We start from the raw sequence: 18,667 nt of genomic DNA, 5'->3' as shown, positions 1-18,667 counted from the left end.
TCAAAGTTGGAATTGCGCGCTGTCGACGGCGTGGTAGACATAGCGGCCGGAGGTCATCCGTTGAATTTCTTCCAGGTAATTGGAGTTCATCACGAACAGGTTTGCCCCTTCGGGCAGGCTGTCCAGCGCCTCTTGCGGCGACGACACGCGTAGACCGCTCAGTGGCAGGTATCGGCCCTGCTTGCCCGGATTGATGTCGACCACATGATCGACAGCTACCCCGGCCCGCTGGAGAAACAGTGAATAGATCACGCCCTTGGAGGACGCCCCCCAGATCGCCGCGCCCTGGCCGGGTGTCGAGCGGACGATCTGCACCGCCCGTTCGAGGCTGGCAGTGAAGCCGTCGGGCATGTGTTCCAGGATCGAACCGGGCACGGACTCGGCGACCGGCTCGCGCACGGTCGCAAGGTCCGCCACCACGTACAGGTACTGGCCGCCGAACAGGTGCCCCGCTTCGTGAACGGTGCCGAACAGGCCACGCAGATCGTCGAGGCGGAAATAATTGACGTGTTCGTAGAACAGGTCGAACCAGGCGCGGTGCTCCAGAATCCAGTCGAAACACGGCACTTCGATGTAAATCTGGCCGCCCTGGTTGGCCTTGGCGATTTCCTGAAGGAATGCCAGCGGGTCCGGAATATGCTCCAGGACATGGCGCAAGACCACGGCATCGGCGCGTAACCCCAGCTCAGCGGTGAACGGCGCCTTCACCACGTCGGGGTTGGTGCCCTCGTAGGCAGGATCGATACCGATGACGGGATAGCCGCGTTCGCGCAGCAATTCCAGAAAATAGCCCTTGCCGCAACCGACTTCGATGAGGCTCAGGCCGCCGAAATGTTGGCCGATGACGCCTTCCACGTCGTCCAGGTGCTGCTTGAACAGGCCGGAATGAGCCTGTTCGTTCTGGTAGTTGCTGTCGTAGACCAGCTTGTCCGGGTCGAACGCCTGGTTGTAGATGAGCCCGGTACGGCGGTCCTGCACCAGCACCACGTCGGCACTTGCCGACCGCTGTGCCGCTTCGGCATCGGCGAACGTGCGGTTCTGCAGCACCGGCAGATCGGTCGCGCGGTATAACTCATGCCACATAGTGAGCTCCCAGTATCTGTTGCAAACGTTCGCAATTTCCCCAGAACGCCATTGGCTCGTGGGCCGAATAGCCGAATGCCCCCAGGTTCAGGGACAGGGATGCGCCGCTATCCTTGAGGCGTTGTTCCACCAGACGGCGCACCGAGACCGGCTGGCCGCTGCTGATGTTGACCACGCCGCTGAATTCGGGGTGTTGCAGCAAGGCCGCCAAGTGCCTCGCTGCAGTGGTGATGGGCAGGTAGTCGCGCAGTTGCTCGCCGGCGGACATGTCGAACGACACTGCGTTTTCGTCGATGGCGCGCTCAAGGCTGGCCAGCAGGCTGTTGGGGTTCTGCCCTTCGCCGTGCAGGTAAAACAGCCGCGCCCACTGCAGCGTGAACGGGTGTTGGCGCGCCAACGATTCGAGAAACAGCCTCAGGGTGTTTTTCGCAAGGCCATAGGGGTTGGCCGGTTGCGCGACGAGGTCTTCATCGAGGGCGCCGCTCTGCAAGCCGTATTCGAAACAGGTGCCGGTGACCATCACGTGCTTGACGCCCGCCTCGACCACCTGGCGAATGAAGGCGTAATCCGCGGGCAGATTGCGTTCGAAGTGGAACAGCCCGCCGTAATTCGGCAAACCCGGCCAGGCCAGGTGCGCCAGGGCGCTGATGCCGTCGGTCAGCGCCGCGATATCCAGGCCTTCGCCATGCAGGTCGGCCGCTACCCATTCGACGTCGGCAAACCACGGCATGCGCCGGACCACGTCGACGTTGCGCGCCACCGCTCGGACCTGAAAACCGCGTTCGAGCAACGCGCTGGCCAGGTGGCGCCCGACGAAGCCCGTCGCGCCGGTCAGCAATACTTTGGCGCCGCTCACAGGATGCGCAGCTCAGGCACAGCGATGACGAAACGTCCGCCCCAGCCTTTCACGACAGCGAGTTGTTCGCTGACCTCATTGATCAGGTTCCACGGCAGCACCAGCACGTAATCGGGTTGCTCTACGATCAGGCGATCCGGTGACGCCACAGGGATGCGGCTGCCCGGCAGGAATTTGCCCTGCTTGTGGGGGTTGGCGTCGGCGACCCAGGCGAGCAGGTCGGCCTTGACCCCGGCGTAGTTGAGCAAAGTGTTGCCCTTGGCCGCCGCGCCGTAACCGACGACACGTTTGCCTTCGGTTTTCGCTTTGAGCAAAAAGTCCAGGAGCTGCAATTTGATGCGTTCGGCGGCAGGCGCCAGCGTGGCGTAGTAATCACGCGTCTTGACTCCCGCGCTCAGCTCTTTTTCCAGTTGTTGCGCGACCGCAGGCGAACGGGGTTGCGTGCCGTTGATACGCTGCACGAACACCCGCAGCGAACCGCCGTGGGTCGGCAGCTCGGAGACGTCGAACACCTGCAAGCCGTTGCGCGCGCACAGAGTGTCGACGGCGGTCAGCGACAGGTACGAATAGTGTTCGTGGTACAGGGTGTCGAATTGACCGCCCGCCATCAGCGTTAGCAGTTGCGGGAATTCGAACGTGGCAACGCCTGACGGCTTGAGCAGGGTCGCGAAGCCCGCCAGGAAATCGTTGATGTCCGGTACGTGGGCTAACACGTTGTTGGCGGCCATAAGGTCGGCCGCCCAGCCTTCGTCGCGCAACGCCGTGGCGCTGCCCTTGCCGAAAAACACCTCGCGAATCTCCAGCCCTTTTGCCCGCGCGGCCTCGGCGGTGCTGCGGGTCGGCTCGACACCCAGGCAGGCGATACCGCGCGCTTTGACGTACTGCAACAGGTAGCCATCGTTGGCGGCGATTTCCACCACGCGGCTGTCGGCGTTCAAACCAAAGCGCTCGACCATCTGCGCAACGTATTGCTGCGCGTGGTTCAGCCAAGAACTGGAATACGAACTGAAATAGGCATAGTCGGCGTCGAAGAGGCTGTGCGCACTGGTGTAATCATTGGTCTGCACCAGCCAGCAGGCTTCGCAGACTTCCACTTTCAACGGCACCCACTGCTCGGCCTGGGTCAATTGCTCGGCACGCAGGTAGGCGTTGGACGGGGGCGACGTGCCCAGGTCGATCAGTGGCAGGCTCAAATGAGCGCCGCAGCCACGGCAGTTCATACACGCACTCCGGCAAAGGATGGGGTCAGAAAAGAATGGGATTCGTCGCGGGCTGACAGATTCTTGACAGGCAACGGCCATTGGATAGCCAGCCTTGGGTCGTGCACCGACAACCCGGCTTCATGCTCGGGGGTGTAGTCGGCGCTGTGCAGATACAGCAGCTGCGCGTCATCGCTCAGCGCCTGAAAACCGTGGGCGAACCCGGCGGGAATCAACAGGCTACGCCCGTCACCGGCGACCAGGTGTTCGGCGTGCCAGTGCAGGAAAGTGGCCGACTCAGGGTTGAGGTCGACGGCCACGTCCCACACTTCACCGCGCAGGCAGGTGATCAGCTTGGCCTCCAACTGCGCAGCGGTCTGGTAGTGGAGCCCGCGCACGCTGCCCCGCTCCGCCGTGCAGGAATGGTTGATCTGACGAACATGAAACGGACGGCCAAACGCACTCAGGCTGCCTTCGCAAAACAAACGACTGAACTGCCCACGGGCGTCGGCATGACGGCGATGCTCAAGGCTGAACAGGCCCGCCAGCGGCAACGCGATTAACTGCATTTCGCTCACGCCGCCTCCGTGTACAACGCCAGCTGGCGTTGGGTGAAGTCGTGCATGTCGTCGCCGCGTTTCCAGGCCAGGTGCCAGTCCACGGTGTGCTTGAGGCACTGTTCGAGGGACCAGCGGGGTTTCCATTGCAGGCGCTGCCGGGCGCGGGCGCTGTCCAGTCGCAGCAAACCGGCCTCATGCATGTCGCTCGGCTCGACGCGCAAGCCTGGCGCCTGCGGCCAGTGTCTGGCGAGGGTCGCGACCACATCGCCGACGGAACACATGTCGTCGTCGCTCGGTCCGAAATTCCAGGCACCGCCGTATTCCGGGCCGTGTTGATACAGCCGCTCAGCCAACAGCAGATACCCCGCCAACGGCTCCAGCGCATGTTGCCACGGGCGCACAGCGTGGGGGTAGCGCAGGGTCACGGGGTCGTGGGCCGACCAGGCTCTGAGCACGTCGGGGATCAGGCGCTCCGGGGCGAAATCGCCACCGCCCAGCACATTGCCCGCCCGCGCCGTCGCCAGCGCCAGGCCATGTTCGGCGTAGCCTTCGGCCGGAAAGAATGACGCGGCGTAGGATTGCGCCAGCAGTTCGCAGCACGCCTTGCTGCTGCTGTAAGGGTCGTGACCGCCGAGGGGTTCGTTTTCCCGGTACGGCCACAGCCACTCCTGATTCGCGTACACCTTGTCGGTGGTGACCAGCACGCAGGCGCGCACGCCGCCCACCTGGCGAATCGCGTCCAGCAAGTTGAGCGTGCCCATGACGTTGGTGGAATAGGTGCCCAGCGGATCACGGTAGCCTTCACGCACCAACGGCTGCGCCGCCAGATGCAGGACGATTTCCGGCTGGGTGCGGGCGATCAGATCGAGCAAGGCGCCCAGGTCACGCAGGTCGCCGCGCTGGTCGCTCAGGCCCTGATCGACGCGGGCCAGTTCGAACAGGCTCTGCTCGGTGCCGGGGTCCAGCGCAAAGCCGGTCACCTGCGCGCCCATGCGCGCCAGCCACAGCGACAGCCAACTGCCCTTGAACCCGGTGTGGCCGGTCAGCAGCACGCGCTTGCCTTGCCAGAAGCCGGCGTTCACGCCCAGCTTTTCCATGGAGCCTCCCCGCGCTGCCACAGGTCTTCGAGGTGATTCTTGTCGCGCAAGGTGTCCATCGGGTGCCAGAAGCCTGCGTGTTCGAACGCCTTGAGCTGCCCTTCGGTGGCCAGGCGCGCCAAGGGCTCGGACTCCCACGGGGTCTGATCGTGTTCGATGTACGGGATGACCTTGGGCGACAGCACGAAAAAGCCGCCGTTGATCCAGCCGCCATCTCCCGGTGGTTTCTCCGTGAAACCGGTGACGCTGTCGCCCACGCAATTGAGCGCACCGTAGCGGCCAGGGGGTTGCACGGCGGTGACCGTGGCCAGCTTGCCATGCTGCAGATGGAAATCGACCAACGCGCCGATGTTCAGGTCGGAAACGCCGTCGCCATAGGTGAAACAGAACGCTTCGTCGTCTTCCACGTACTTTCGTACGCGCTTGAGGCGGCCACCGGTGAGGGTGTCTTCGCCGGTGTCGACCAGCGTCACGCGCCAGGGCTCGCTGTAGTTTTCGTGGACGTCCATGCGGTTATTGCGCATGTCGAACGTCACGTCGGAGGTGTGCAGGAAGTAGTTGGCGAAGAAATCCTTGATCGCGTAACCCTTGTAGCCCAGGCAAATCACGAAGTCGTGGATACCGTGAGCGGAGTACTGCTTCATGATGTGCCAGAGAATTGGCTTTCCGCCGATCTCGATCATCGGTTTCGGCTTGAGATGGGATTCCTCGCTGATCCGAGTTCCCAGTCCACCCGCCAGAATAATTGCCTTCACCTGCCTACTCCTCCTGTCCCGACAGCGCGCCGCCGCGCTCGCGCGAAGGGTGTGCCCCGAACGTCAAACGACTGATCCGACCTTCGCGTTGATTCGCAAAAACGACACACGCAACGCACGATTTATGGCGATATCAGGAGGACTTGCATGAACCGCGCCAGTTTTGGGCGGGGGAAGACGTGCCCGGTTTGACGCCATCGCAGGCACGGTTCGACGGCGTCTCTCGGGATCTCGGCGGGGAGACAGGATCAATGGCAGGAGCGAATTCGTTCGCGAAAAAGGGGTCGGGCGCGAGGGGTTTGTCGGCTGTGCCGCCCTCGCGCAAATGCATGCGTGCCTACAGGCCTCCGCTGGCGGAGATTAATCCGCCAACCACCCATGCACCCAATGCTGCAGGTTGTCTTCGCGCAGCATGAAGTCGCGCTTGACCACTTCGCGCAGTGCATCGCCCTGGCGGTAGCTGGCATCCGGGTCGGACAGGTGGCCGCGAATCGCGTCCAGCCATTCTTCGGTGCTGTTGGTCAAAATCCGGGTGCGAGGCAGGTAGCCCTGATACGCCGCCGTTTCCGTGCAGATGACCGGGTAGCCACATGCGCCGTATTCCAAGAGGCGCAGGTTGCTCTTGCAGTCGTTGAAGATGTGCTTCTCCAGCGGCGCCAATGCCAGGTCCAGGTTCAGGCTGGCCAGTTTCGCCGGGTACATGTCCAGCGGAATGACCGGGTGAAACTCGTGAACGTAAGGCCGCAGCCCAGGCGGGCACATGCCGAAGAACACCCAGTTGACCTCATCCGCCAAGGTGCGCACCACCTCGGCAATGATCTCCAGGTCACCGGTGTGGCTGGTGCCTCCGCCCCAGCCCACTCGCGGTTTGCGGCTGGTGCGCCGCTGGCTGCGCAAACTGTCCCACAGGGCCGGGGTCAGCATGTTTGGCACCACGCGTATGTCGTGGTGCATCGACGACAGCGCGTCCGCCAGCGGTTGCGTGGACACCACGACCCGGTCGCACAACGAAATACCCTGGCGCACCAGACGCTCCATCTCCTGCTTGTCCGGCATGCCCCGCACGTGTTCGTTTTTCTTCGGCACGTGGATCACGTAATCGTCGAGTTCGAAGATGCGTCGCGCGTTGGAGTAGGTTTTCAGTTCGGCGATCTCATCCACCCGTGTCTGGCTGTAACGGCCTTGCAGGACCATGATGTCCGGGGAATGACGCTCGACCTCGATCAGGTCGGGTTGCGCATAGCTGATCACCCCCGTCGCCCGGCCTGCCGACTCAAGGGCAATCAGAGGCTCGGTGACGCGGTAGTGACCGATGGCCGAGGCGTTGATCGGCAACGCCAGCACTTTCGGCAGGTGAGCCGCGGAAAAAGGCGTCCAGCCGCTGTTCAAGCCGGGGTCCAGGCCAAAGCTTGCGGCCCCCAGGCTCTTCAGCGACAGGTTCGGATTGTAGGCGGGATCACGAGCGACCCACGGCAGCCAGCGCAGGTAAAACCGCTGGTTTTCCTCCTGCTGCCGCCTGGCCCGCTCGGCATCATGAGGGACGTCAGGCTGGGCGCCACGCGCCAGCAGCGCTTGCGGTGTCCACACCACCAGATGACCGGACTCACGCACCCGAAGACAGAAATCCACATGACTCAGGCTGCACCCGAAGTCAGCCGCATTCAGCCCCTCCAGCCCCTCGAACAGCGACCTGCGCACCATCAGGCAATCCGCGCCGACCGCGCTCAAGTCATGCACCACTTGCAGACGCTGCATGTAGCCGCCCGCCTGCAGCGTCTCGCCGCGAAACGGCATACCAGCCGGGCCGTGCAACCCGAGGATCATCCCGGCGTGCACCACACTGCCATCCGGACCGAACAGTTTCGGCCCCACCACGCCCACGTCGGGACGACGGGCCTGATCGAGCATTTCGTTGAGCCAGTTGCCGTGAGTCACCACCGAATACGGACTGAGCAGCAGCAGGTAGTCGCCCCGTGCCTCCACGGCGGCAGCGTTGTACAGCGCTGCATGATCAGTGTCGCCCGCGAACGTCAGCACTTGCAGGCGAGACGGGTCCAGTTGGCCCATTTCTCCCAGCCAGTCAAGGGTGTTGGACTGCACGCTGCCGTTGTCGAGGATGAGCAGTTCATAGCGGCCATAAGCGGTCAGGTTCAGCAGGTTTTCCACGCAGCGCTGCAACGGCGCGAGCTGATCCTTGATGACAATCATGATCGACACCAGCGGCTCGTCGTCATGCAGGTAGCGAATACGGTTGAGCAGCGGCAGGTTGACGTCCCGTTCGACGGTGCTGGCAATCGCGCAGCGTTGAAGATGGGCCTCAACCACGCCGAGGTTGTGTTCCCCCACCTCGGGCAGCGCCAGCCACCTGGACAGCGGGAAGCGGGATTCCACGGTCAGTTCACTCAGGTGCCCGATGGCATCGGCCCCGCCCTCCTCGACCAGACGCCAGAGCAGGTCGTGGGGCGCCAGTTCGCCGAAGCGGGCATCCAGGCCGCCATGCTGGAGCAGCGCGTCGCGCTGAAACGCCAGGCACCGGCCCACATAGGGGTAACTGCGCAACAGATCAAGGTTGAAAGCAGGCTTGAACACCGGCTCCGCCGACTCACCATCAATCAACGCGCCCTCATCGCAATAGAGACAGCGAAGGCGATCGTTCATGGCAATGCGCTCGGCCAGCATCAGCAATGCCGGCTTGACCAAACGGTCGCCCGCCCGCAGCAGGTAAACCCACTGCGCGCCGTCCAGTTGCGGCAACAGCGTGTTGAGCTGAGTCCAGGGATCATCCTGCAACGGCATCGTGAAGATGCGGCCCTCAAGCGACGAAGACGTGCTGTCCCTGGACAACACCAATGTCAGCTCAGGCGCATAAAGCTGCTCGTCCAGGCTCTCCAGGGTCGTGTCCAGGCTGGCGCGGCTGCCGGTGTCATCGAGGATCACCGGAACGATCTTCGGCCGCGACGGCCAATGCATCAGGAGGTTCGGCAGTTGCTGGCGCTGCACGTCGCGCAAGGTCCGGCAGGCGAGCCACTGTTCGTACAGTTCGGCGAAGCTTTCGCTGCTGGTGCCCACCCGCAAACCCTGGGTTGTCTGCAGCGTGCCCAGTGAGCGAGACAACGCGTGCTCCTGCCAATCGCGCTCGGCGCCCATGTCGTCGGTGAAGGGCATATACCGCACCCAGCCTTTGCCCAGGTAGGGCTCACCGGTGCGGGCCTTGATCATCTCAAGGAGCCACGATTGCTCGGTTTCAATCGAAGACTGCATGGCCTGCTGGCGACTGAGGCGTTCCGCATGCAGGCGCTCGACGCCGAGCACGTTGTTCAGGACCGCCACGTTGCCGTGGTGCATCATGCAGACATACAGCGCCAGGTCCAGCAGCCCGGCGAAGCTCTGACCCGGCACGGTCAGGCCTGGCAGATAATTCAACACGTCTTCGCGGCGGAACAGCGCACTGCTCAGGCCACCCAGGAAATTCAGCGGGTAGATTTCGACGATGTTCAGCAGGTCTTCGCCCTTGAAGATCGCGCTGGTGGGCGACAACGGGGAGTTCTCCAGACGCGACGGCAACTGGATGTCGTCGGCGTCCCAGAACAACCGTTGCGACAGCACCAGGCTCACGTCGGCATGCTTGACCAGTTGCTCGACCTGCATCCCCACTGATTGCGGGAATATCTGGTCGTCGTCGCACAGGAACTTGATGAATTCACCCTTGGCTTCGGCAAGGCACGCGTGCAGGTTGCCAATGAAGCCCAGGCGTTGGGGGTTGCGCACGTAACGCGCCGACACCGCCGAATCCTGCGTCAGGGCGTCGAACACGGTGCGGATCTCGTCCCCCCGGGAGTCGTCGCAGACAATGACTTCCACAGCGCCATAGTGCTGAATCAGCGCCCCCTGCAGCGCCCGCTGGAAGAAACGTGTGTGGTAGGCGGGAATGACGATGCTGACGAGAGGCGCTGAATTCACGGGAAAGACTCACAGGCGGCAAGCAGAATGGGTCTGTCCTGCTGAACCGCTGACAATAACGGTTGACGGCCTGCGCTGGCAGGGCCGATTGATCGTCGGCCCTGCCAGAGGTCAGGCGATTACAGCTTGCTGAACAGGTTCAGCGAGGAAAGCTGGGTGAACACCAGTTGCGAGGCCTGCAACATGGTTTTTTGCAGGGTCAGCCGCGAAATGGCGTCGACCGGGTCGGAGGCCGTGATGGTCCCGGCTTCGGTGGTGCCGTTGTCCAGAAGGTTCTGGTTGGTGACGCGTTGATCGGTCGCGGTGGCTGAACGGGCGCCGCCGTCGCTGACCGCGTCACTGATCTGGTTGGCCTGGCTTTTGAGGTTGCCGATGGTCGAGTTCAGGGTGGCTTGCAGTTTCTGCGTGGCCACCGGGTCGCCGTCCACTTTGCCGTTGAGGGCCGTGATCACGGTCGACAGGGTGTTGAGGAGGTTCTCGGTCTGTTGGGTCGACGAGTTAGCCGTGAACTGGTCGCCATTCGCCAACGCAGGCGGGGAGCCGCTGAAGGTGAATGTCACACCCGCCGCAACGGCCTGGTTGGCCACGGGCGTGCCGGTCAACGAGCCACCGGTGACCACTGGGGTGCTGGCCGGGTCATACGGTGCGGCGTACAAATCGAAGGTGTTGGTCCCGGTGAAGCGCAGAATCGCACCGCCATTCGGGAAAATCTTGTCGAAAGTCGCCTGATCGGTGACCTGCGACGAGGTGATCACCGTGCTGGCCGACGAGTTGGTCGGCAGGCGCGCGGTGCTGACCGAGCTTGGGGTCACGCCCAAGGTGAAGGTGTGATTGCTCACAGCGGCGTCTGCCGCTGTGGTCGTGGCTTTCTGAGCGTCGGTCAGATTGATGTTCAGCGTCAGTTCCAGCCCGCGGAAACCAATGGTCTGCCCTGCGGCGGAGGACGAGTCGAATTTGCCGACCGAGGTCGCTTCGGCGGTGACATCTGTATTGTTCTTGTCCAGGATCTGGTACTGGGTGCTGCTGGTGAAGCTGATCTTGTACGGCTGACCCGCCGTGAACTTGCTGTCATAGGTGGCGTCGTTGGCGACAACGCCGCCGGACAGGGAAATCACACCGTCATCGGCACCCGCAGTCAGGGTTGACGAGGTACGGGTCGTATTGACCGCCTGCTCGAACGCATCCCAGCCAGTGGTATTGCTGGCCATGGAAATGCCGCTGCCGATCGCCAGCATGTTACGAGTCTGGTCGCCTTGATAACTGTAGGTGCCATCAGGATTGACCACATACGGCGGGGTGGTGGATTTCGAGCCGGAGAACAGGTACGAGCCGTTGGCGTCCTTGCTGTTCATCAGGCCCAGAATCTGGCTCTGCAGGGACGTGAGCTCCGCGGCGTTGGCCTGACGGTCCTTGTCGGTGAAGGTGGCGCTGCCCGCCTGAAGCACCAGGTCTTGGGCACGCTGGATGGCCGACGTGATCGACGTCAATGCCGTCTCGGTCTGGACCACACCGGTGTTGATGTTGTCGATGTTGGATTTGTACTGGTTCAGCATCGTGCCCATTTGCTGCAATTGCAGCACACGGGCCGCGCCCACCGGGTCATCGCCTGCGGTGTTGAGCTTGACCTGGCTGGCCACTTCGTCGCCGGTCTTGACGACGTTGGCGTAAGTACGCGAGTAGTTCGACGCGCTGGTTTCGTAAAACTGGGTCGTTGAGATACGCATGAATTACGACTCCTTAAAGACTGTTGATCAGCGTGCTGAAGATGGCTTGAGCCGCTTTGATGATCTGCGACGACGCGGTGTAGTACTGCTGGTACTTGACCAGGTTGGCCGCTTCTTCATCGAGGGACACGCCAGACACGCTGTCGCGAGCACTCTTGGCCTGGGTCAGCACGGCAGTGGTCGCCGTGGCGTCGTCCTTGGCCTGGCTGGCCTTGGAGCCGACGGCGGTGATCATGTTGCTGTTGGCGCCACTGATGCTGGTGCCGGTGCCGTTGTTCGCACTGTTGCCAATGGTCTGCTTGGTTTGCAGGCCGAGGGTGGACTCGGCGTTACGGTTGTCCGAAGAGCCAGCGCCGGTCAGCGCGATGCTGAAGGTGTCGCCTGCCTTTGGCGAGCCCGAAATCGACAGGCCGATCGTGAACGACTGCGCACTTGGAGCGCTGTCGGTGTAGCCCACGTTCAGGGTGATGTCGTTTTTCGTACCCGGCACAATATTACCGGTGATGGCGACGCCGTTTTTGTCCTTGACTGCGTTCCCGTTTGCATCCACCAGCGAGTAGCCCTGGGCGCCATTGGTGACGGCCCCCATCAACAGCCGCATCGGTGTGGCACCGGTAATCGCATTACGCAGATCGGCGGTCGCGGTCGGGTTGTAGATGTCCGCGTGATTGACCAGCGTCGGTTGGGTGAAACTGGCGGACTGATCGTTGCTCGCGCCTGCAGTACCCGTCAGGGGGGCGGCGACCGCGATGGCTTTCGGGTCCGTGAGAACGGTCTTGATGCCATCGGCACCGGTCTTGGTCGGGCTGACCTGGAAGCTGTCGCCCACCTTGAACGTGCCCGGCGGGGTCGTGCCATTGCTCGAATTATTGAACGACAGGGAAAAGCCCAATTTGTCGGTCAACGTGGTCGGCGCCGGATCAGCAATGTTGTAGGGACCCAGGCTAGAGCCGTCGGCCGCCCTCACGGTGTACGTCGAAGCGGCAGTGCCCGCAGCGCCGGGACCAAAAGTGACCGAATAATTGCCGGTACTGAGCACACCCGTGTTGGTGATGTTAACGGCCAGGATGCCGGAGCTCTGGTCGTTATTTTTGTTACCAATCGAGCGCTGGATGGTCAGGCTCGGATCGTTGATGTCCTTGAACAGGTTGGCGCCGAATTGGCCGTTGGCGTCCACACCCTGATTCAGTTGCTGGTTGACCTGATCGGTCACCACCACGGCCATGCGACCCAGCTCGCTGGCTGCCGGTTGCAGCACATCACTGCGATAGCGGAGCAAGCCACCGAGCGTACCGCCGCTCACGACGCTGGAGACATCGACGTTGCTGTTCTGGTAGTTCAGCTTGAGCGCGAACGCGGTCGGATCGGTGTCGCTGGGCACCGCACTCAGGGTGTTGGCTTGGGTGCCGGTGACCAGAGGCTGACCGGTGCCGATGTAAACGTCGTAGTTGCCGTTGGTCTCGACGACCTTGGCGCCCACCAGACCGTTGAGCTGACGCACCGCTTCGTTACGGGCATCCAGCAGCGTATTCGGCTGACCGCCCAAGGCTTGTGTCTGAGTGATCTGCTTGTTCATGTCGGCGATCGAGGCCGCCAGCGAGTTCACCTGACCGGCCACGGCGGACATCTGGGTGTTGATGTTCGCGTTCTGGTCCTTCATCTGGGACGAGATCGAATTGAACTGCGCAGACAACGCCGAGGCGCTGGTCAGGAAATTGGTGCGCGCCGCCGAGTCGGTCGGTTTGTTCGACAGCGCCTGCAGGTTATTGAAGAAGGTGCTCAACACCGAGCTGATGCCGGTGGAGCTGCTCGACAACAGCGAGTCCAGCTTGCTGGCCTGGCCAAGGTACGCCTGCGCATCGGAGTCGAGCGACGTACTGGTCTGCAATTGGGTGTCGAGGTAGCTGTTGTAGATCCGACGCACGTCGGACAGCGTGGTACCGGTGCCGATGAAACCGACCCCGATATTCTGCTGCGCGCTGGCCGTGGTCATCACTTGCTGGCGCGAATAGCCCAGCGTATCGACGTTGGCAGTGTTGTTGCCGATGGTGGTCATCGCTGCACTGCTGGCGTTCAGCCCTGAAAGCCCGATTGAGATCAGTGACATGGTTCAAACCTTATAAAGTCGTGGAAGAGCCCGATGCGGCTGCGTAATTCTGGTAACTCTTCATTTGTTTCGCGATTTGAGAAATCTTGCTGGCGTAGCCCGGGTCCGTGGCGTAACCGGCCTTTTGCAGCTCTTTCACAAACTGTTCCGGGTTATCGGCCGATTTCAGCGTGGCTTGATAGCGATTGTTGTTCTGCAGGAAGCTCACCAAGTCGTGGAAGCTGTCTGCGTACGAATCGTAGGAACGGAAGTCCGCCGTTTCCTTGACCATCTTGCCGTCACGGAACTCGCTGGTGATGGCGCGGGCTTCAGGCCCTTGCCAACCGCTTTGCGCCTTGATGCCAAACAGGTTGTGACTGCTGCTGCCATCGGACTGGCGCATGATCGATTTGCCCCAGCCGGTTTCCAGCGCGGCCTGCGCCACCAGCACGGTCGGATCGACGCCAATGCGGGCGGCGGCATCCTTGGCCAGCGGCAACATGGTGTTGACGAAATCGTCGGCGTTGGCGAACGCGGCCTTGGCCGGCGCCAGCGGGGTCTGCACCCGGCTGCGTACGTAGGCGTCGGATTGAGCGGTGTATTCCGGGCCGATGGTCCAGTCGCCATTGCTGCCAGCCTTTTTGGCGGCCGCGACGGCATTGGACACGGCAATACGGTTTTTCAGGGTGGTCGCGCTGGCGGCGGCATCCTGGGTCCCGGCGGTGTTCGGGACGATGCCCGCCAGAATCCGGTCGGACAGTTTGCTCGGCAAGGCCAGACGACGGGCATTCAGCGCGGCCACGTCATTGTGCGGCGTGCCATCGGCAGACGTGTCTGCCTTGGCCACCGAGCGGGTCGCCCACAGCGGGCGCTGGGCAATGTGGGTTGCCAGGCCGGTCTGCGCAGGCGTCGCGTCTGTCTTGGCGGCGGTCGCGTCGGTGCCTGCAGGCGGTACGGTGCCGGACTTGATTTTCGACAGCTGACGCATCAGCACGTCTTGCAGACCGATACCGCCGCCCTCCCGCGACATGCTCACGGCCAACTGCTGGTCGTACATGTCCTGGTACTGCCGCGTCGCCGCGGTGTTCATCGGATTGTCCTTGGCCAACACTTCGTTGGCCGACCGCATGGCTTTGAGCATCTGGCTGACGAACAGCGACTCGAACTCCTGCGCCACCTTCTTGAGGTTCGCTTCGCTGTCACGGTCGCCGTGTTTCATGGCGGTCAGACGATTGAGGTCGGTATACGCCCCGGAATCGACATTGCTCGTACCGCCGCTGGGAATACTCATGCCTGCTCCCTTAAATCACGATCAGGTCGGCTTGCAGAGCGCCAGCCTGTTTCAGGGCTTCGAGAATCGCCATCAAGTCGCCGGGGGCCGCGCCCACCTGGTTGACCGCGCGTACGATCTCGTCAAGCGTGGTGCCAGGACCAAACTTGAACATCGGGTGCAGCTCTTGCTGCGCGTTGATCTTCGAGCGCGGGACCACAGCGGTCTGGCCGTTGGAGAACGCACCCGGCTGGCTGACCACCGGGTCTTCGGTGATGGTCACGGTCAGGCTGCCGTGGGTCACGGCGGCAGGCGACACTTTCACGTTCTGGCCAATGACAATGGTGCCGGTCCGCGAGTTGATGATGACTTTGGCCGAGGTCTGGCCCGGATCGATTTCCAGGTTTTCCAGCACCGACAGGTAATCGACGCGCTGGTTGGGGTCCAGCGGCGCGGTAACGCGCACGGAACCGCCGTCCACTGCCTGAGCGACGCCAGGGCCGAGCATGTCGTTGATCTTGTCGACGATGCGCTTGGCCGTGGTGAAGTCGTTGCGGTTCAGGTTCAGGGTCAAGGAATTGCCCTGATTGAAACCGCTCGGCACCGCACGTTCCACCGACGCACCGCCAGGAATACGACCCGAGGACGGAACGTTGACGGTGATCTTCGAACCGTCGCGGCCTTCGGCGTCAAAACCGCCCACCACCAGGTTGCCTTGGGCGATGCCATACACGTTGCCGTCGATACCCTTGAGCGGGGTCATCAACAGGCTGCCGCCACGCAGGCTTTTCGAGTTACCGATAGAGGACACGGTGATGTCGATTTGCTGACCGGGCTTGGCAAACGGCGGCAGGTCGGCATACACCGCCACGGCCGCGACGTTTTTGAGTTGCACGGTGCCCGATCCCGGCGGCACCTTGATGCCGAACTGGGACAGCATGTTGTTGAAGGTCTGCAAGGTGAACGGCGTCTGGGTGGTCTGGTCACCCGTACCGTTCAACCCCACCACCAGGCCGTAACCGATCAATTGGTTGGTCCGCACGCCAGAAATACTGGCGATGTCCTTCAGACGCTCGGCCTGTACTGCACCCACCGCCGTGACGGAGAGTAACGCGGCCGCTATCAGTTGCTTGAACGTGATCATGGCTATCCCGCTATCAGAAAGGGAACAACGGGCTGAGGAAGAATCGGTCGAACCAGCCTGGCTGACTGGAATCGGCGAACGCACCTGTACCGGCATATGTGATCCGTGCATCGGCCACGCGTGTGGACGAAACGGTGTTGTCAGTGGCGATGTCGTCGGCCCGGATCAGGCCCGCAATGCGCACCAGCTCGTCGCCGGTGTTGAGCGTCATCCACTTCTCGCCGCGCACCGACAGGATGCCGTTGGGCAGCACGTCGGCCACAGTCACGGTAATCGAACCGGTCAGGCTGTTGCTCTGTGCGGCCTTGCCGTCGCCCTTGGTGGCACGGTCACCTTCATAACCGGCGTCCAGGCTCAGGCTGCCCCCACCCACCGGGTTGTTGGTGCTGACACCGGCGCCAAACAGGGAGGTCAGGCCCAGGCTGGTCTTGCTGGTCTTGCTGATGCCGGAACTGGCCGCCTTGCTGGCTGCCGTGCGCTCGGACAGGGTGATGGTGATGATGTCACCGACCCGGTAAGCCTTGCGGTCGCCGTACATGTTTTGCTCGAAACCGGCCTGGTAGATCGAGCCGTTGTTCGCCGCCGAAGGCAGCGGCGTTCGTGGCAACACCGGCGCGTAATAAGGGTCATTGGGTTTGGCCGAAGGCGCAACGCAACCGGTCAACAGCGCGATACCGCAAAGCGGTGCTGCCAACAGGGAAAGCCGCAATACAAAAAGCCGTTTCATGACACTTAAAACCTCGCGGTGTAGCAGGCGTTTTTCAGGCGCCCCATCGGATTGATCAGGTGTTTCGTCGCAGGACATCAGGTGGTTCAGATTCCGCTCAAAAAGCCAATTACAGGTTCTGCGTCACGTACTGCAGCATCGAGTCGGCGGTCGAGATCACTTTGGAGTTCATCTCGTAGGCGCGCTGAGTGGTGATCATGTTCACCAGCTCTTCAACGGTGCTGACGTTGGAGTTTTCCAGGGTGTTCTGCTTGACCACGCCCAGACCGTTCAGGCCCGGCGTACCGACTTGTGGCGCGCCGCTGGAAGCGGTTTCCAGGTACAGGTTGCCGCCCTGGGACTGCAAGCCAGCCGGGTTGATGAAGTCGGCGGTCTGGATGTTGCCGATGATCTGCGGCGTCGCCGTGTTGGCCGAGGTCGTGATCGACACGGTGCCGTCTTCGCCGACGGTAAAGGTCTGCGAATCCTGTGGAACGACGATCGCAGGCTCAAGGGCGTAGCCGTTAGAGGTCACGATCTGGCCGTTCTGGTCCAGGTGGAAAGTACCGTCGCGGGTGTACGCCACGGTGCCGTCGGGCTGGCGAATCTGGAAGAAACCACGGCCATTGACCGCCATGTCCAGCGGCTGGTCGGTGGTTTGCAAGCTACCGGCGGTGAAATTCTTCTGCGTACCGACGATGCGCACACCCGTACCCAATTGCAGGCCCGAGGGCAGTTCGCTGTCCTGAGTGGACTGCGCGCCTGGCTGACGCTTGATCTGATACAGCAGGTCCTGGAATTCGGCGCGATCACTTTTGAAGCCCGTGGTCGAGACGTTGGCCAGGTTGTTCGAAATGGTCGTCAGGTTGGTGTCCTGGGCGGCCAGACCGGTTTTCGCTACGTAGAGTGCCGGAAGCATTCGTTAATCTCCTCAAGCGCCTGATTGTCGGCGCAAGCTGTCAGTCATTAGCCCATTTGCAAGACGCGAGCCATCGACTCGTCGTCCTGCTCGGCGGTCTTCATCATTTTGACGTGCAGTTCGAACTGACGGGACAGCGCCAGGACCGAGGTCATTTCCTCGACGGCGTTGACGTTGCTCGACTGCAGAAATCCGGATTCCACTTGCACATCGGCATCGACCTGCGCCGGTTTGCCGTCTTTGGTGTGCATCAGGCCATCGGGGCCTTTTTCCATGTTGGCCAGGTCCGGCTTCACCAGCTTGATGCGGTCGATCTGCGCCATGACTTGCGGGCTTTCACCCAGCGAGCGGACGCTGATCGTGCCGTCGGCGCCGATTTCGATCTGTTGCTGAGGCGGCACGGCAATCGGCCCGCTGTTGCCCATGACCGGCAAACCATTGCCATCACGCAGCACGCCGAGGGCGTCGATGTTCATGCTGGAAGTGCGGGTGTAGGCTTCGCCGCCATCGGCGGTCTGAACAGCCATCCAGCCATTGCCTTTGACGGCAACGTCGAGTTCGCGACCGGTGTCGATCATCGAACCCTGACTGAAGTCGGTGCCCGGACGTTCGCTCATAGCATAGGCGCGCGACGGGTTCACCTCGCCAAACACCGGCATCGAGCGCGCCTGTTCGAGGTCGCGCTGAAACCCGTTGGTCGAAACGTTCGCCAGGTTGTTGGCATGGGCCTTTTGCGCGATGGCGTTTTCAGACGCTCCGCTCATGGCCACGTAAAGCAACTTGTCCACAGTCTTCCTCCTCCGACAGACGCTTGCCGCCTGTAGCTGTACTGATGAGGTAATAGCAATAATCGAACCAGTTTTTCAGGCGTGATACAAAGTGCTGATTCACCAATGGTTATTGGGCGCAATCGGACTTTGGCCAAGGCTCAGGTTTCTACCGCGACGGTGGACCGCCACTTTCCACGCAAACCTGCCTGGACGCCGCCAAAAAAATTTCGCGACCGGAGCGATAATTGCAGCGACTTGCCCCATCGGCCTTTTGCCCACAGGAATCTGTCATGCGCCTGCGCTTCGCCCTCCTCCTCACCCTCGCCTTCCTTTCGGCCGCGGCCATTGCGGCCCCGGCGTCTTATTACTGGTGGCAGGGGAAACACACGACAATCTGCGCCCAGACCAGCCCCGGCAAGGGCTGGGTCCGGATCAGTGGCGCGTTTGTGAAGGCGGATTGTTCGATTTGATAAGGGGGTTTGATTCGGGTGGAAGCCGGTAAGAGCCACCGGAGTGACATAGTTGAAGTTGATTCTGG

Annotated in this window: 15 protein-coding genes; 1 reads left to right on the top strand and 14 read right to left on the bottom strand. The window is 62.1% G+C overall.

Translation table 11 applies throughout. From position 1 onward, the window contains the following. From ACIQAL_RS27835 to ACIQAL_RS27770, 14 genes are all read right to left on the bottom strand, one after another. Nucleotides 1-1,083, bottom strand: a complete 1,083-nt coding sequence (locus ACIQAL_RS27835; protein ID WP_401151112.1) for a class I SAM-dependent methyltransferase — start codon at nt 1,081-1,083, stop codon at nt 1-3. Next, a complete protein-coding gene (locus ACIQAL_RS27830) occupies nt 1,073-1,939 on the bottom strand; it encodes an NAD-dependent epimerase/dehydratase family protein (RefSeq protein ID WP_401151110.1) in 867 nt (288 codons plus the stop codon). Before ACIQAL_RS27830 ends, ACIQAL_RS27835 begins: the two co-directional genes overlap by 11 nt. Then, nucleotides 1,936-3,159 (bottom strand): methyltransferase domain-containing protein, encoded by a 1,224-nt coding sequence (locus tag ACIQAL_RS27825; RefSeq protein WP_401151108.1) that lies wholly within the window; start codon nt 3,157-3,159, stop codon nt 1,936-1,938. Before ACIQAL_RS27825 ends, ACIQAL_RS27830 begins: the two co-directional genes overlap by 4 nt. Beyond that, a complete protein-coding gene (locus ACIQAL_RS27820) occupies nt 3,156-3,716 on the bottom strand; it encodes a dTDP-4-dehydrorhamnose 3,5-epimerase family protein (RefSeq protein ID WP_401151106.1) in 561 nt (186 codons plus the stop codon). The genes ACIQAL_RS27825 and ACIQAL_RS27820 overlap by 4 nt, the downstream gene beginning before the upstream one ends. Further along, complete coding sequence (gene rfbG, locus ACIQAL_RS27815; RefSeq protein WP_401151103.1) at nt 3,713-4,795, bottom strand: CDP-glucose 4,6-dehydratase; 1,083 nt, start codon at nt 4,793-4,795, stop codon at nt 3,713-3,715. Before rfbG ends, ACIQAL_RS27820 begins: the two co-directional genes overlap by 4 nt. Continuing rightward, nucleotides 4,777-5,550: a glucose-1-phosphate cytidylyltransferase gene (gene rfbF, locus ACIQAL_RS27810; protein WP_401151101.1), complete on the bottom strand. Its 774-nt coding sequence runs from the start codon at nt 5,548-5,550 to the stop codon at nt 4,777-4,779. The genes rfbG and rfbF overlap by 19 nt, the downstream gene beginning before the upstream one ends. A 360-nt stretch (nt 5,551-5,910) precedes the next feature. Continuing rightward, nucleotides 5,911-9,510, bottom strand: a complete 3,600-nt coding sequence (locus ACIQAL_RS27805; protein WP_401151098.1) for a glycosyltransferase — start codon at nt 9,508-9,510, stop codon at nt 5,911-5,913. Nucleotides 9,511-9,629: 119 nt separating this feature from the next. Then, nucleotides 9,630-11,234: a flagellar hook-associated protein 3 gene (locus ACIQAL_RS27800; RefSeq protein WP_401151096.1), complete on the bottom strand. Its 1,605-nt coding sequence runs from the start codon at nt 11,232-11,234 to the stop codon at nt 9,630-9,632. A 13-nt stretch (nt 11,235-11,247) separates the two neighbouring features. Further along, nucleotides 11,248-13,341 (bottom strand): flagellar hook-associated protein FlgK, encoded by a 2,094-nt coding sequence (flgK, locus tag ACIQAL_RS27795; protein WP_401151094.1) that lies wholly within the window; start codon nt 13,339-13,341, stop codon nt 11,248-11,250. Nucleotides 13,342-13,351: 10 nt separating this feature from the next. Further along, nucleotides 13,352-14,611 (bottom strand): flagellar assembly peptidoglycan hydrolase FlgJ, encoded by a 1,260-nt coding sequence (gene flgJ / locus ACIQAL_RS27790; RefSeq protein ID WP_401151091.1) that lies wholly within the window; start codon nt 14,609-14,611, stop codon nt 13,352-13,354. Nucleotides 14,612-14,621: 10 nt separating this feature from the next. Further along, nucleotides 14,622-15,734 carry a flagellar basal body P-ring protein FlgI gene (locus ACIQAL_RS27785; protein ID WP_166598026.1) on the bottom strand — a complete coding sequence of 371 codons (1,113 nt, stop codon included), beginning with the start codon at nt 15,732-15,734 and terminating at the stop codon, nt 14,622-14,624. Between the two features lie 13 nt (nt 15,735-15,747). Further along, on the bottom strand, nt 15,748-16,461 hold the full coding sequence (gene flgH, locus ACIQAL_RS27780; RefSeq protein WP_166598027.1) for a flagellar basal body L-ring protein FlgH: 714 nt from the start codon (nt 16,459-16,461) through the stop codon (nt 15,748-15,750). Between the two features lie 109 nt (nt 16,462-16,570). Continuing rightward, a complete protein-coding gene (flgG, locus tag ACIQAL_RS27775) occupies nt 16,571-17,359 on the bottom strand; it encodes a flagellar basal-body rod protein FlgG (protein WP_166598028.1) in 789 nt (262 codons plus the stop codon). Nucleotides 17,360-17,406: 47 nt separating this feature from the next. Next, nucleotides 17,407-18,147: a flagellar basal body rod protein FlgF gene (locus ACIQAL_RS27770; RefSeq protein WP_341958989.1), complete on the bottom strand. Its 741-nt coding sequence runs from the start codon at nt 18,145-18,147 to the stop codon at nt 17,407-17,409. 272 nt (nt 18,148-18,419) lie between these two features. Between ACIQAL_RS27770 and ACIQAL_RS27765 the strand changes: the two genes are divergently transcribed. Beyond that, nucleotides 18,420-18,599, top strand: a complete 180-nt coding sequence (locus ACIQAL_RS27765) for a hypothetical protein (protein WP_401151087.1) — start codon at nt 18,420-18,422, stop codon at nt 18,597-18,599. The last annotated feature ends 68 nt before the right edge of the window (nt 18,600-18,667 follow it).

The organism is Pseudomonas sp. NPDC088368, from assembly GCF_044753445.1.
In the GTDB taxonomy this organism is placed as follows: Bacteria; Pseudomonadota; Gammaproteobacteria; order Pseudomonadales; family Pseudomonadaceae; genus Aquipseudomonas; species Aquipseudomonas bambusae.
Note: the sequence above shows the minus strand (reverse complement) of the source record. Positions and strands in the feature narration are given on the sequence as shown.